The sequence below is a fragment of the Roseovarius gaetbuli genome (genome assembly GCF_900172365.1).
GTDB classification, from domain to species: domain Bacteria; phylum Pseudomonadota; class Alphaproteobacteria; order Rhodobacterales; family Rhodobacteraceae; genus Roseovarius; species Roseovarius gaetbuli.
On sequence record NZ_FWFJ01000019.1, the window covers coordinates 1 to 13,424 of the forward strand.

Consider the following 13,424-nt stretch of genomic DNA (forward strand, 5'->3'; position numbering starts at 1 on the left):
TCTTGTGCGCATTGGATTTTCCTTCTGTGTTATTTGCCCCAACCATGCGGCAAGCGCGCGGTGGTTTCAATATGAGGGCGGCATCGAAAGTGGCATTAACGACGAATTCTGGGCGCTCAATGCTTCTCTTTGCGGTATTTCTGATGGCAGTCAAGGCAGGTATTGCCAACGCTCAACAGCGTGCTGCGCAGGCCGTCAAGGCTATGGGTGTCAAGTGCAGAAACGGCGAGGTAGGCGCTGTTGCCTTTCCGCTCGAAGTCGGCCCGGTTTTCCCAGATCAGCGGAAGCGCCTCGGATTTCGGATCGCTTTGAGCGTCACGAAAGAGGACCGGAATATCCTTCATATGGGTTTTCAGGGCCTGTTAGGCGGTGTTGGCTGCGGTGGCGTCAAACGCGCTCTGGCCTTTGACCATCGCAACGAGGCGTTCAGTCGCTGTCTCGGAGCTTGGCATCGCCTCTATACGCATCATCACGGCGTGGTTGCGCACCCCCGAGTGGGCCAGTGCGGTGGTGGCAAGAGCAAGGCAGAGGCAGACCACAAGGGCCGGACGGGCAATGGGTGTCATCGAATGTTTACTGGTGCAAATGCCGATAGTCTAACATTTTGGATGCTCAAGGGAGGGGGGACTCGACTCATTTGTGCGGCCAATTTAAAAAGAACAAAAAGTGAACAATATACGTAATGTCTGCCCGCCGTATCCTGTCTGTCTGGTTTCCCCGGCTTGGGGCCGAACGCCTTTTGCGGCGCGCGGGGGATATGGGGGATTTGCCCTTCGCGGTGGTGGGCGATGCGGGGCAAAGCCAGGTTCTGGTGTCGCTTTCGCATCGCGCCGAGGCGGCGGGGCTGTCGCCCGGACAGCCGCTGCGCGATGCCCGCGCGCTTTGTGCCGCTCTGGTGACAGAGCCACAGAACCGACCGGCAGAGGCGGCGTTCTTGCGTGGGCTGTGCCGATGGGCCGGGCGCTTTTCGCCTTGGGTGGGGCTTCAGGGCGAGGCCGGGCTTGTGCTTGATATCACGGGTTGCACACATCTTTTCGGCGGTGAGGCGGCGATGATGGAGGGGCTGGCGCAGGGGGCGGTGGATCTTGGGCTTAGCGCGCGCTGTGGGCTGGCGGATACGGTGGGGGCGGCCTGGGCGCTTGCGCGTTTCGCCGGAGAGGGGGGGCAAGCGATCCGGTCGGGCGACGCGATCGACCAAGAGGCGCGCGCCACCCGCTCGCGGGCTGCCAAGCGCCGCTCGTGGGAGCGCGGCGGCGCGGCGCCGGTCGTGCGGCCAGCGGGGGCGGTGGGACAGATTGCGCCGCCAGGACAGATGCGCGGCGCGCTTGCCCCCCTGCCGGTGGCGGCCTTGCGTTTGCCGCAGGATATGGTGCAGGAACTGGGCCGCCTTGGCCTGCGCCGGATCGGGGATCTGAGCGGACAGCCGCGTGGGCCTCTGGCGCGCCGCTTTGGGCCTGAGTTGCTGTTGCGGCTCGATCAGGCGGTCGGGCTGGTGCCGGAGCAGGTCTCGCCTCTGATGCCGACACAGGCGTTCGCAACCCGGCTCAGCCTGCCCGAGCCGATCGGATTGCAAGACGATCTGCGCGCCGGTCTGGATCGGCTGGCGGATCGGCTCTGTGCCCTTTTGCGTGACCGTGGGCATGGCGCGCGGCGGGTGCGGTTCGAGGTGTTTCGCGTCGATGGCACGGTGCAGGCGGTGCAGGTCGGGCTTGCCCGCCCTGCCGACACAGCCCAGGGCATCCTGCCGTTGCTGGCGATGAAGCTTGACGAGATCGAGGCGGGGTTTGGCATTGATATGCTGCGCCTTGAAGCGGTTGAAACCGAGCGGATTGAGGCGACGCAGATGGCGGGGCACGTCACCGCCCTCGGGGCTGCGGAGCGGCGCCAATCACAGGCCTGCGCGATTGAGGACCTGATGGGGCGGCTTGGAGCGCGCATCGGGCTTGAGGCGATCACTCGCCGCCACCCCGGTAGCAGCCATGTCCCGGAAAAGTCGGCGCAGGTTTTGGCGGCGGCCTGGTCGGGCCCGGCCCCCGGAGCGTGGCCAACCCCGGCAATCAAACGCCCCTTGCTGATCTGGCGGCCAGAGCCGGTGCGCGCCCCCGAGACGCCGCACCTCAAAGAGCGGTTTCATTGGCGGGGGCGCTCGCATGAGGTGGTCTGTGCCACGGGGCCTGAACGGATTGCGCCGGAATGGTGGCTTGACGATCCCGAGTGGCGCAGCGGGGTGCGCGATTACTGGTGGGTGGTTACCGCGCGCGGCGAAGAACTCTGGCTTTATTACGCTTACGGGGCCGCCCTGTCGCCCGGCTGGTTTTGTCAGGGTCGGTTCGCCTAGCAGAGGGATTAGAAAATTCGCCGAATTTTCTTGGCATTTTCTTCGCCGAAGAAAATGGGCCGCGCGCGAATTCGCTTGATTCGCGAGGGCTTTGGGGCAACTCTATAGCCATGACCTTTCAGTCTTTCAGCCCGATCCAAGTGTCCGGCACGCCGATGCAGGTTGCGTTTCATCGCACTGAAATGGCGGTCATCCTGTCGCTTTATGGGCGCATGGTTGCGGCTGGGGAATGGCGCGATTACGGCATTTCCTGTCTGCGCGACGTGGCGGTTTTTTCGATCTTTCGGCGCACAGCGGAAAACCCGCTTTACCGGATCGAAAAGCGGCCCAAGTTGCGTGCAAAACAGGGGCAATATGCAGTGATTGGCATCGACGGACAGGTTTTGAAGCGCGGTCACGATCTCAAGCCCGTGCTGCGCGTCTTGGAGCGCAAGCTTATCCGCGCTGTGGAGTGAGCGGTTGAGCGTGCCTGCGCCAGACACGCCAAAAGCGCGCGCAGATTTGCGCCTGCGGCTGGTGTTCGGGGGCGGCGCGATGATTGGGCCGGGCAAGGCCGATTTGCTTGAACTAATTGCCGAAACCGGATCAATCTCGGCGGCGTGTCGCGCGATGAACATGAGCTACAAGCGCGCCTGGATGCTGGTCGAGACCATGAATGCCATGTTCCGCGCGCCGGTCGTGCAAAGCGCGCGCGGTGGCGCCAAGGGCGGCGGCGCGGCCCTCACCGCAACCGGGGAAGAGGTCTTGCGCCACTATCGCGCGCTGGAACGGCGTTGCGCCGATCAGGGCGCGGCCGAGATCGCGGCCATCACTGCCCTGCTTGGCGATATGTCTGGCGAAAAATAGCGCTTGTCATCGGCTGCGCTGCGCGGGATATTTCCCTTCAAACATAACGAGACCGGGAAGGGCCGCCAATGCGTGCCGCCGTCACCATTTTGCGCCGCCTTTGCGTGCTGCTGTTGCTTACCCTCGGCATCGGCGCGGCCCAGGCCGGAACGGCGACGATTGCGGTGGCGACGAATTTTGCCGAGGCCGCGGAAGACCTGATTGCACGGTTCGAGGCGCAAACCGATCATCGGATCACGCTTGTCACCGGCTCGACCGGAAAACTGTTTGCCCAGATCATCCAAGGCGCGCCCTTTGACGCCTTTCTTGCCGCTGATCAGGCCCGTCCCGCGCGGCTTGAGGCCGAGGGGTACGCCGTTGCAAAAACGCGCTTTACCTACGCTGAAGGGCGTCTTGTGCTCTGGAGCGCGACGCCCGGCGTCATCACGCCCGACGGCGCAACCGTGCTTCGGGCCGGGGACTTCGCGCATCTGGCCATCGCCAATCCCGATCTTGCGCCCTATGGCCTTGCGGCGAAACAGGCCTTGCAGGGGCTTGGTCTCTGGGAGGCGCTCAAGCCGAAGCTGGTGATGGGCCAGAACATCGGGCAGGCGTTCTCGATGGTTGCGACCGGCAATGCCGAGCTGGGGCTGGTGGCAAAATCCTACGCGATTTCAGCCCGCAACCGCCAGTCAGGGGGCCTCTGGGACGTGCCCGAGGCCCTTTACGATCCGATCCGGCAGGATGCGGTTTTGCTAACCGAAACGAATGCCGTCGCGCGTGATTTTCTGACCTATTTCAAGACACCAGAGGCGCGCGCGGTGATCACGGGGCATGGCTATCATGTGGAGTGATGGCGCGCCCTTTCCCGACCTCACGCCGCTTTGGCTAACGATGCGGCTGGCGGGGGTAAGCGTGGTGATCCTGCTGATCATCGGCACGCCGCTGGCGTGGTGGCTGGCGCAAACGCAGAGCCGCGCCAAGGTGGCGGTTGAGGCGATCACGGCTTTGCCGCTGGTGCTGCCGCCGACGGTTTTGGGGTTCTACCTCTTGGTTCTGCTCAGCCCCAACAGCATGCTTGGCGGGGCCTGGCGCGATGTGACCGGCAGCGCGCTTACATTCTCATTCACCGGGCTTGTGGTGGCCTCGGTGCTCTATTCTTTGCCCTTCACGGTGCAACCGCTTCAGGCCAGTTTCGAGGCAATTGGCCGTCACCCGATGGAGGCGGCAGCCTCGCTTGGGGCCGGGCCGATGGATCGGTTTTGCACCGTCGCCACGCCGCTGGCGCTGCGCGGATACCTCACCGCGATGGTGCTGAGCTTTGCGCATACGCTTGGCGAATTCGGCGTGGTTTTGATGGTGGGCGGCAATATTCCAGGCCAGACCAAGGTTATATCCATCGCGATTTACGAGCATGTCGAGACCTTGGAGTATGCACAGGCGCACCTGTTGTCGGCGATTCTTTTGGGGATTTCCTTTGTGGTGCTGATTGCGGTCTATGCCGCCAATCGCCGCTTTCCGGTGCATGCGGGATGAGCGGTCTGGCGGTTGATCTCACGCTCGATTTGCCGGGGTTCCGCCTTGCGGTGTCGCAGGGTTTTGCGCCCAGTGGCCTGACGGCGGTGTTTGGCCCGTCGGGCAGCGGTAAATCAAGCCTGTTGCGGGTGATCGCCGGGCTTGAAACGCGCGCGCAGGGGCGCGTGTCCTTTGATGGGCAGGACTGGCAGGGGCCGGGGTGCTTTGTGCCGCCGCATCGGCGCGCCATCGGTTATGTCTTTCAGGACGCGCGGCTTTTTGCGCATCTTAGCGTGGCTGGCAATCTCGCTTATGCGGAGCGGCGCGCGCGCAAGGCGGGGCGTAACCCTGATCGGTCGGGTATCGTGGCCGCGCTTGGCCTTGAGGGGCTTTTGACGCGCCGCCCTTCGGGCCTCTCGGGGGGCGAGGCACAGCGCGTGGCGATGGCGCGCGCGCTGATGACCGCGCCGCGCCTGTTGTTGATGGACGAGCCGCTTTCGGCGCTGGATGATGCGGCCAAGGGCGCGATCCTGCCCTATATCGAGGCGATCCGCGATGGCATGCGGGTGCCGGTGATTTACGTCAGCCATTCGGTGTCAGAGGTGGCGCGACTTGCCCATCACATCGTCATGCTTGAGGCAGGCGAGGTGCGCCGCGCTGGCCTTGCGCAGGATATCCTGTCGGACCCGGCTGCGGCCCCGGCCTTTGGCATTCGCGCCGCCGGGTCTGTCCTGCGGGCGCAGGTTCTGGCGCATCACGACGATGGGTTGAGCGAGCTTGCGGTGGCGGGCGGGCGGCTTTTGGTGCCGGGCTTTGCGGCCGTGATGGGCGCAAAGGTCCGGGTCAGGATCGCGGCGCAGGATGTGATCCTGTCGCGTCAACGCCCCGAGGGGCTATCGGCGCTCAACGTGCTTGAGGGCGAGTTGACCGATTTGCGACAGGGGCAGGGGCCGGGCGTCATGGTGCGCCTGCGCATGGGCGCGGATCAGGATGTGTTGGCCCGGATCACGCAGCGCTCTGCCCGCGCGCTTGCGCTTGCGCCGGGGCAGAGGTGTTTTGCGGTGATCAAGTCGCTGTCGATTGCGCCGCTCGATGTGGGCGGAAGCGGCCCGACCTAGGCTGCACCCTTGGCCATGACGCAGAGCATCTCGAACATGATCGACGCGCCAAGAAAGGCGGTGCCGCCAGAGGTGTCGAACGGCGGCGAAACCTCGACCATATCGGCGCCGACGATTTTAACGCCCTCAAGCCCGCGCACCACCTGAAGCGCCTGATAGCTGTTGGGTCCACCCACCTCGGGCGTGCCGGTGCCGGGGGCAAAGGTCGGATCGACAAAGTCGATGTCATAGCTCACGTAGGTGTCGCCTGTGTCGGCAATCTCGCGCGCTTCGGCCATCACATCCTCTGGGCCGCGGGCGTGAAACTCTTCGATCAGGATCAGGCGGATGCCGTTGGCGGCGGCGAAATCGCGATCTTCAGTGTCATACATCGTGCCGCGAATGCCGATCATCACCACCCGCTTGGGATCAAGCAGGCCTTCTTCGACGGCGCGGCGAAACGGTGTGCCATGGGTGTACAGGGTGCCGCCGAAATAGGAATGAAACAGATCGGTGTGGCTATCGAAATGGATCATGCCAAGCGGCGCGCGCCGCGCCAAAGAGCGCAGCACCGGCAGGGTCGTCAAATGATCGCCCCCTGCCGTCAGAGGGGTGATCCCGGCATCTGTGACCTGATCGTAAAAGGCGGTGATGCGGGCCATGCTGTCGATGATATCGGCGGGGTTCGGCCCGACATCGCCAAGATCGGCGCAATTGAGCGCCTCGAAAGGGCGCATGCCGCTGGTGGCGTGCTGGGCGCGGATCATGGTCGAGGCATCGCGCAACTGGCGCGGGCCATGGCGAGGGCCGGGGCGGTTGGTGGTGCCGCTGTCCCAGGGCACGCCAATCAGGCCAATTTGCACATCGTCGTAGCGGTCATGCCCATGCGGCACATAGGGCAGGCGCATGAAGGTGGGCACGCCGGCAAAGCGGGGCAATTCAAACCCCGACACGGGGTGAAAGAACGGATCGGATGTCATGGTCTTCCTTTCAGGCGTTTGCGCGCGGTGACGGGGCCGTCGCCCTGTGTTTCTATTCTTTTGATAGCGTCGTTGATGCCCTCATAGGCGACAGCCATGTGAAAGGCATTGGCGTGGATCAGCCTATCGGCGTCGGCCACCCATGCCACATGACCTTTCCAGAACAACAGGTCGCCGCGCTCAAGCGGGGCGTCCTCGGGCAGAATGGTGCCAAGTGCGGTCTCTTGCGGGCCGCTATCGCCGGGGCAGGGGATGGCGCAGGCGAGGCAGCCGACCTGAACCAGACCGGAGCAATCAATGCCAAACGACGAATTGCCGCCCCAGAGGTAAGGCGTGCCAAGGTAAAGCTCGGCCACTGTGACGGGATCGGCCTCGACGCTTTCAAGCGGGCTGAGATGGGCAAGCGGCACATGGCCTTGCGGTGTTTCGGCAAAGCGCGCGCCGGTGCCAAGCACGGTCAGCCGCGCGCCATGGCTCAGGCTCAGGCGTTCGGGGGTTTTGAAATCTGGCTCGGGATATAGATGCGTGGCGCGCGCGCTCACGCGATGGGTCGGCGTGCCGGTTGTCAGTGCGGCTTCGGGCAGATAGCCGTGATAGCCGTCGCGCGCGGCACTGACCTCGGCCCAGCCATCGGTGATGTCCAGCATGGTCACCGCTTCGCCCATCAAAAGCTGGCGCTCACGTGGGCCATCCGGCGCGCGGCGCAGATCGGCAATCGGGACCGAGATGAGCCGCGTATCGCTCACAGCGAGAGTACCTTCGGCAGCGCCTCGAGCAGGGCACGCGCGCCCATGCCGACGCCGCCCTTGGGGCGCGCCGGGGCTGCGGTGGGCGTCCAACCGTAGATGTCGAAATGCCCGTAAGGCAGCCCATCGGTAAAGCGGCGCAGGAACAGCGCGGCGGTGATCGACCCGGCAAATCCGCCCGAGGGTGCATTGTCGAGATCGGCGATACCCGGTTCGATCATCGCCTCGTAGGGCGTGTGAAACGGCATGCGCCAGACCGGATCGGCAACCTTTTCGGCGGCGCCTTCAAGGGCGGCGGCCATTGCCGCGCTATCGGTGTAATAGGGCGAAATATCCGGCCCGACAGCGACCCGCGCGGCACCGGTCAGCGTGGCCATCGAGATGATGAAATCGGGGCACTCTTCGGCGGCAAAGGCAAGCGCATCCGCCAGCACAAGGCGACCCTCGGCATCGGTATTGTTGATCTCGACCGTGAGGCCATTGCGCGCGGTCAGAATATCACCGGGGCGAAAGGCATTGCCGGCAACGGCGTTTTCGACCGCCGGGATGAGCACGTGCAATTGAACCGGCATCCCAAGCGCCATGATCATATGCGCAAGCCCCAGAACCGTGGCGGCCCCGCCCATATCCTTTTTCATCAACCCCATGTTTGATCCGGGTTTGAGGTTAAGGCCGCCGGTGTCAAAACACACGCCCTTGCCAACAAGCGTCAGCTTTGGCCCGCTCTTGCCCCACCGCATATCAATCAGGCGCGGCTCGGTTTCGGCGGCGCGTCCGACGGTGTGGATCAGCGGAAAATTGTGATCGAGCAGGTCGCGCCCGCAAATGGTTTCGATGCTTGCACCATGTTGCGTGGCGATCGCCGTGCAGGCCGCTTCAAGCGCATCTGGCCCAAGGTCAGAGGCGGGCGTGTTGATCAGATCGCGGGTCAGCGCCTCGCCCGCCGCTATGATTTCAAGGCGGGTGGCATCAATCCCTTCGGGGGCGATCAGCCGGGCCTTGGCCGGGCTTTGGCTGTGATAGCGCTCAAAGGCGTAATGCGACAGGAGCCAGCCAAGCGCCTCGGTCTCGGCCTGATCAGAGGGCAGCCCCTCAAGGCGGTACGTGCCCTCGGGCAGGGTGGCGGCGCAGCCCGCCAGATGAAACCGGCCACGCGCACGGGTGCACGCACTTCCATATCCGGCAAGGGCCATCTCGATAGTGCCCGCCTCGCCGGGGATCAAAAGCGTGCGCCCAAGCGCGCCGGTGAACCCTGCGGCGCCAACCCAGGCCTTGATCCGCTCGGGTTGATCCGCAAGCCATGTCTCAAGCGCATCCTCGGCAATCACATGCAAAGGAATGGCAGAGGCAGTATCCGGGGCGAAGGTAAGGGTCATGGCGACGGGCCTTTCGGGCAGGTATTTTTGCCCAGCCTAGTCGCGATTTCGCCGCCTGCAACCCATCAAATGGGGATGCTGATCAAAGTGGCAATTCCTGAAGATCCCAGATTTCGCAGAGCGAGCGTTCGCCGATCCGCAACAGCCGCGCAAAGGTGGCAGCAAGCGCATTGTGATCACCGGCGTCGATACAACCGGTGACGTCGCCCGCGACCCGCGCCAAAAGCTGCATCCCGATCTGATCGGCGATGGCGATCAGGCTTCGGGTGCTTTTGCGCATATCCTCAAGCCGCCCCTCGCGGTGGCAGCGCTCGGAATGCGACAGCCGCGCGGCGAGTTCTTCCAGCGCGCGACACACCACATCCTCGGCATTTGATTCGCCAAGCTGAAGGTAAAGCGCCTCTAGCCGGTCGGCATCAAGCCGGACCGTTTCGTCTTGTTTAAGCAATGTCACCTGTTCCACATTCTCACCCGAATTCTGAGTTCATAGTAATCCCCACGACTGCGAGCATCATTGCATTTTCAGGGTTCCCAAATGGTTTCGAGCGCGGCGATTTATCTCTCGAATTCTATGCGAATTCAGACTATCCAGCACCCGAGTGCCCCAAGACCCGGAGAGATCATGGAACACGCCCGCCCCCTGCCCAGCTATCTGGTGCAACGTTTTCACGGCTGGAAGGCCACCGCCTATACCGAAAATCAGGCGTGGTATCGCCGCCTTGCTACGGATGGTCAGCATCCGCGCGCCATGATTATTTCGTGTTGCGACAGCCGCGTGCATGTCACCTCGATCTTCGGCGCGGATCAGGGCGAGTTCTTCATTCACCGCAATATCGCCAATCTTGTCCCGGCCTATTGCCCGGATGGCGCACAGCACGGCACCTCGGCCGCGGTGGAATATGCGGTCATGGCGCTCAAGGTGGCGCATGTGATCGTGCTGGGTCATTCCAATTGCGGCGGGGTTCAGGGCTGTCTTGATATGTGTTCGGGCCACGCCCCCGATCTTGAGGCCGAGTCAAGCTTTGTGGGCCGCTGGATGGATATCCTGCGCCCCGGCTATGAACGGGTACGCGAGATCAAGGATGAGGCCGAACAGCGTCGGGCGCTGGAAAAGGAATCGGTTGTCGTATCACTTGAAAACCTGATGACCTTTCCCTTCGTGGCCGAGGCGGTCAAGGACGGCTCGCTGACCATTCATGGTCTTTGGCATGAAATCGGCTCGGGTGATCTGGAACAGTTCAGCGCCGCGCAAAAAGAGTTTATCCCGCTCTAAGACAATCGGTTCGGCGCGCAAGGCTTGCACGTGCGTATTCACCTGCCTAACCTGCACGCAGCGTTCGGGGCAATTTTGCCCTGTACGACGACATAAGGCACGGGAAAACGCCGTGCCATGAGTTCAGGGAGAACCGAATGAAACCTATGACGAATTTCATGCGCACGCTGGCGGCGGGCGCGGTTGTGGCCGTGGGCCTTGCAGGCGCTGCCGCAGCGCAGGACCTCAAGTTTTTTACCATCGGCACCGGCGGAACCGCCTATACCTATTATCCGGTCGGCGGCGTGATCGCCAACGCCATTTCCAAGCCCCCCGGCTCGCGCCCCTGTGACGAAGGCGGAAGCTGTGGCGTGGATGGGTTGATTGCCTCGGCGGTATCCTCGCGCGGCTCGGTCGATAACGTGAACGCGATCAACTCGGGCCTTCGCAATTCCGGCTTTGCGCAATCGGACGTGGCCTATTGGGCCTATACCGGCACCGGTACCATGGACGGCCAGCCGCCAGCGACCGATCTGCGCACCATCGCGGCGCTGTTCGAAGAGCATATCCACCTTGTGGCCCGCGCCGATAGCGGCATCAACTCCGTGGCCGACCTCAAGGGCAAGCGCGTCTCGCTCGACGAGCCGGGCTCGGGCACCTATGTCGATGCCGGTTTGATCCTTGAGGCAAACGGTCTTTCGGCTGACGATGTCACAGCAGAGGCTCTCAAGGGCAACGCCGCCTCGGATGCGCTGCGCAATGGGCGGATTGATGCGTTCTTTGTGGTCGCCGGATATCCGACCGGCTCGCTTGTCGAACTCGCCTCGGCGGCGGATATCAAGCTTGTGCCGATTGAGGGCGACGGCGCCAGGGCGCTGACCGAAAAATATGGTTTTTTCGGCCAGAGCGATATCCCCGAGGGCACCTATGAAGGTGTCGGCGCGACGACAACCGTTGCCGTTGGCGCACAGTGGTTCACCTCTGCCAAAGAGGATGACGACCTGATCTATGAGATCACCAAGGCGCTGTGGAACGACAATTCGCGCAAGCTTTTGGATGTGGGCCATGCTAAGGGCAAGACCATCACGCCCGATACCGGGCTGAACGGCATTGGCGTGCCGCTTCATGCCGGTGCCGAGCGTTTCTATCGCGAAGCGGGCCTCTTGAAGTAAGCCTTGGGGGCATCTCTAGTGCCCTGACCGGCGGCCCTTACATGGGGCCGCCGGTTTTTGTCCCGACCCCTGCCAGAGGCACCCCGGCCATGACCCATGATACCGATCACGCGCTCAGCGTAGATGAGCTTCACGAGATCGAGCGCAAGTTCGATCCCGAACTGGCGTTTCGCCCCACCGGCCCCTTGATCGCCGGGGTGATAAGCGTCGCTCTGGTGGCGATGTCTGCCTATCATTTCTACGCCTCGGGCTTTGCTCTTGTGCGTGAATTGCTGCACCGGGGAATACATTTGTCCTTCGTGCTGGGTCTGGTGTTCTTGCTCTTCGCCTGGCGGCGCAGCTTGAGTACGTCGCTTCCCGGTCCGGCGTGGTATCGCATAAGCGGCGTGCCGGTCTGGGATCTGGTTCTGGCGGTTCTGGCGGTGGCGGCCTCGCTTTACCTGCCGCTCTTGCCGCCTTCGGTGGTGTCGGTGCGGGTCGGCAACCCCTCGGGGACGGATGTGTTCATGGGCACAGCCTTGCTGGTGTTGACGCTAGAGGCGGCACGCCGCTCGGTTGGGCCGACCTTGCCGATCATCGCGCTGATCTTTGTGGCCTTTGCCCTGTTCGGGCCATGGGCGCCGGGTGCTCTCAAGCATGGCGGGGTAAGCTGGCAGGGGTTGATCAACCACCTCTACATGACGAACCAAGGCATCTACGGCATCGCCATCGGGGTGATGGCGCAGTACGTGTTCCTGTTCATCCTCTTTGGCGTTTTGGCCACGCGCATCGGGCTTGGCCAGTTGTTCATTGATCTCGCGATGGTGATTGCCGGGCGCTATGCGGGTGGCCCGGCCAAGGTAGCGATCTTTTCCTCGGCCTTCATGGGCACGATTTCAGGATCAAGCATTGCCAATACGGTGACCACCGGGGCGCTGACCATTCCGGCGATGAAAAAGGTCGGCTATCCGGCGCATTTCGCCGGCGCGGTCGAGGCAACGGCCTCGACCGGCGGACAGATCACCCCGCCGATCATGGGGGCGGCGGCGTTTATCATGGTCGAATATCTCGAAATTCCGCTGCGCGATGTTCTGGCGGCGGCGCTGTTTCCGGCCTTGCTGCATTATTTCGGCATCTTCATCATGGTGCATCTTGAGGCGCGCAAGCTTGGCCTGCGCGGGCTGAAGGCCGAAGAACTGCCGAAAATGGGTCTGGTGCTGCGCCAGCATTGGCTGTCGGTCATTCCGCTGATCATTCTGGTTTATATGATCCTGAGCGGGCGCACCCCGGATTTTGCCGCCGTTTACGGCATCATCGCCTGTGTCGTCGTCGGCTTTCTCAACCCGGTCAACCGCCTCACGATACAGGACCTGTGGCAGGCGCTGGGCGACGGAGCGCGCAACACGCTTGCGGTCGGCGCGGCGGCGGCGACGGTGGGCGTGGTCGTGGGTGTGGTCACGCTGACGGGCGTCGGGTTTCGGCTTGGCTATGTGGTGGTGCAGACGGCGACCGATATCGGCAACACCTTGGGTGGGCTCTGGCCGCTGAGCTATTTCAGCGTGATGCAATGGGCGCTGTTCGTGTCTCTGATCCTGATCGCGGCGTCCTGCATCATCATGGGTGCGGGGATACCGACAACGGCGACCTATATCATCCTCGTGGCCGTTGCGGCCCCGGCGCTTGCGCAGCTACAGGTCGAGCCGATCGTGGCGCATTTCTTTGTGTTCTATTACGGCGTTCTGGCCGATATCACGCCGCCCGTGGCGCTTGCGGCCTATGCGGCGGCGGGAATCGCGGGGGCCAATCCGTTCAAGACCGGCAATACCGCGTTCCGGCTTGGGATTGCCAAGGCGCTTGTGCCGTTTGTCTTTGTCTATTCCCCGGCGCTTTTGATCGTGACCGACGGGTTCACATGGAGCGCCTTCACCATCACGCTTGCGGGCGCGATGATGGGGATTGGCGGGCTTGGCGTGGCGTTCTCTGGGTTCTTCCTGAGCCATATGTCAAAGGCCGAGCGGTGGTGGGTCGCCATCGTGTCGCTGCTGTTCATCGCGCCGGGGCTCAAGACGATGGCGCTTGGGCTGGTGCTCTGGTTGCCGATCCTGATCGTGCAACTGCGCCGCCGCTCTACGCAAGCGGCGTGA

15 protein-coding genes are annotated in these 13,424 nt (G+C 63.2%); 9 read left to right on the forward strand and 6 right to left on the reverse strand.

What is annotated here, in order from left to right:
* Positions 1-116 precede the first annotated feature (116 nt).
* A complete protein-coding gene (locus ROG8370_RS10595; RefSeq protein WP_306372369.1) occupies positions 117-356 on the reverse strand; it encodes a cytochrome c in 240 nt (79 codons plus the stop codon).
* Positions 357-362: 6 nt separating this feature from the next.
* Positions 363-566, reverse strand: a complete 204-nt coding sequence (locus ROG8370_RS10600; RefSeq protein ID WP_085827062.1) for a hypothetical protein — start codon at positions 564-566, stop codon at positions 363-365.
* Between the two features lie 116 nt (positions 567-682).
* Here ROG8370_RS10600 and ROG8370_RS10605 point away from each other — a divergent pair, with 116 nt between their 5' ends.
* From ROG8370_RS10605 to modC, 6 genes are all read left to right on the forward strand, one after another.
* Positions 683-2,338, forward strand: a complete 1,656-nt coding sequence (locus tag ROG8370_RS10605; RefSeq protein WP_085827063.1) for a Y-family DNA polymerase — start codon at positions 683-685, stop codon at positions 2,336-2,338.
* A 110-nt stretch (positions 2,339-2,448) separates the two neighbouring features.
* Positions 2,449-2,793 (forward strand): DUF2794 domain-containing protein, encoded by a 345-nt coding sequence (locus ROG8370_RS10610; protein ID WP_085827064.1) that lies wholly within the window; start codon positions 2,449-2,451, stop codon positions 2,791-2,793.
* Positions 2,794-2,803: 10 nt separating this feature from the next.
* The gene (locus ROG8370_RS10615; protein ID WP_370738336.1) at positions 2,804-3,184 is read left to right on the forward strand and encodes a winged helix-turn-helix domain-containing protein; all 381 of its coding nucleotides are present in this window, start codon (positions 2,804-2,806) and stop codon (positions 3,182-3,184) included.
* 68 nt (positions 3,185-3,252) lie between these two features.
* Complete coding sequence (gene modA, locus ROG8370_RS10620) at positions 3,253-4,017, forward strand: molybdate ABC transporter substrate-binding protein (protein ID WP_085827065.1); 765 nt, start codon at positions 3,253-3,255, stop codon at positions 4,015-4,017.
* Positions 3,998-4,699 carry a molybdate ABC transporter permease subunit gene (gene modB, locus ROG8370_RS10625; RefSeq protein ID WP_245827318.1) on the forward strand — a complete coding sequence of 234 codons (702 nt, stop codon included), beginning with the start codon at positions 3,998-4,000 and terminating at the stop codon, positions 4,697-4,699. Before modA ends, modB begins: the two co-directional genes overlap by 20 nt.
* A complete protein-coding gene (modC, locus tag ROG8370_RS10630) occupies positions 4,696-5,796 on the forward strand; it encodes a molybdenum ABC transporter ATP-binding protein (RefSeq protein ID WP_085827066.1) in 1,101 nt (366 codons plus the stop codon). Before modB ends, modC begins: the two co-directional genes overlap by 4 nt.
* Here the strand turns inward: modC and speB are convergent.
* From speB to ROG8370_RS10650, 4 genes are all read right to left on the reverse strand, one after another.
* Entirely contained in the window at positions 5,793-6,755 is a 963-nt protein-coding gene (speB, locus tag ROG8370_RS10635) for an agmatinase (RefSeq protein ID WP_085827067.1), read from the reverse strand. The genes modC and speB overlap by 4 nt on opposite strands.
* The gene (locus ROG8370_RS10640) at positions 6,752-7,501 is read right to left on the reverse strand and encodes a C40 family peptidase (protein WP_085827068.1); all 750 of its coding nucleotides are present in this window, start codon (positions 7,499-7,501) and stop codon (positions 6,752-6,754) included. Before ROG8370_RS10640 ends, speB begins: the two co-directional genes overlap by 4 nt.
* Complete coding sequence (locus tag ROG8370_RS10645; protein WP_085827069.1) at positions 7,498-8,877, reverse strand: leucyl aminopeptidase family protein; 1,380 nt, start codon at positions 8,875-8,877, stop codon at positions 7,498-7,500. Before ROG8370_RS10645 ends, ROG8370_RS10640 begins: the two co-directional genes overlap by 4 nt.
* An 82-nt stretch (positions 8,878-8,959) precedes the next feature.
* On the reverse strand, positions 8,960-9,340 hold the full coding sequence (locus ROG8370_RS10650) for a hypothetical protein (protein ID WP_085827070.1): 381 nt from the start codon (positions 9,338-9,340) through the stop codon (positions 8,960-8,962).
* 159 nt (positions 9,341-9,499) lie between these two features.
* Between ROG8370_RS10650 and ROG8370_RS10655 the strand changes: the two genes are divergently transcribed.
* The 3 genes from ROG8370_RS10655 to ROG8370_RS10665 all read left to right on the forward strand — a co-directional run bounded on the left by ROG8370_RS10655 (position 9,500) and on the right by ROG8370_RS10665 (position 13,424).
* Positions 9,500-10,150, forward strand: coding sequence for a carbonic anhydrase (locus ROG8370_RS10655; RefSeq protein ID WP_085827071.1), 651 nt, complete (start codon positions 9,500-9,502; stop codon positions 10,148-10,150).
* 146 nt (positions 10,151-10,296) lie between these two features.
* Positions 10,297-11,301: a TAXI family TRAP transporter solute-binding subunit gene (locus ROG8370_RS10660; protein WP_085827072.1), complete on the forward strand. Its 1,005-nt coding sequence runs from the start codon at positions 10,297-10,299 to the stop codon at positions 11,299-11,301.
* Between the two features lie 89 nt (positions 11,302-11,390).
* Positions 11,391-13,424: a TRAP transporter permease gene (locus tag ROG8370_RS10665; protein ID WP_085827073.1), complete on the forward strand. Its 2,034-nt coding sequence runs from the start codon at positions 11,391-11,393 to the stop codon at positions 13,422-13,424.

What these genes read in the sequence shown, in the direction of transcription:
- modC (WP_085827066.1), top strand. Translation starts at nt 4,696, where the DNA reads ATGAGCGGTCTGGCGGTTGATCTCACGCTCGATTTGCCGGGGTTCCGC.
- speB (WP_085827067.1), bottom strand. Translation starts at nt 6,755, where the DNA reads ATGACATCCGATCCGTTCTTTCACCCCGTGTCGGGGTTTGAATTGCCC.
- modA (WP_085827065.1), top strand. Translation starts at nt 3,253, where the DNA reads ATGCGTGCCGCCGTCACCATTTTGCGCCGCCTTTGCGTGCTGCTGTTG.
- ROG8370_RS10660 (WP_085827072.1), top strand. Translation starts at nt 10,297, where the DNA reads ATGACGAATTTCATGCGCACGCTGGCGGCGGGCGCGGTTGTGGCCGTG.
- ROG8370_RS10655 (WP_085827071.1), top strand. Translation starts at nt 9,500, where the DNA reads ATGGAACACGCCCGCCCCCTGCCCAGCTATCTGGTGCAACGTTTTCAC.
- ROG8370_RS10665 (WP_085827073.1), top strand. Translation starts at nt 11,391, where the DNA reads ATGACCCATGATACCGATCACGCGCTCAGCGTAGATGAGCTTCACGAG.
- ROG8370_RS10600 (WP_085827062.1), bottom strand. Translation starts at nt 566, where the DNA reads ATGACACCCATTGCCCGTCCGGCCCTTGTGGTCTGCCTCTGCCTTGCT.
- ROG8370_RS10645 (WP_085827069.1), bottom strand. Translation starts at nt 8,877, where the DNA reads ATGACCCTTACCTTCGCCCCGGATACTGCCTCTGCCATTCCTTTGCAT.
- ROG8370_RS10610 (WP_085827064.1), top strand. Translation starts at nt 2,449, where the DNA reads ATGACCTTTCAGTCTTTCAGCCCGATCCAAGTGTCCGGCACGCCGATG.
- ROG8370_RS10605 (WP_085827063.1), top strand. Translation starts at nt 683, where the DNA reads ATGTCTGCCCGCCGTATCCTGTCTGTCTGGTTTCCCCGGCTTGGGGCC.
- modB (WP_245827318.1), top strand. Translation starts at nt 3,998, where the DNA reads ATGGCTATCATGTGGAGTGATGGCGCGCCCTTTCCCGACCTCACGCCG.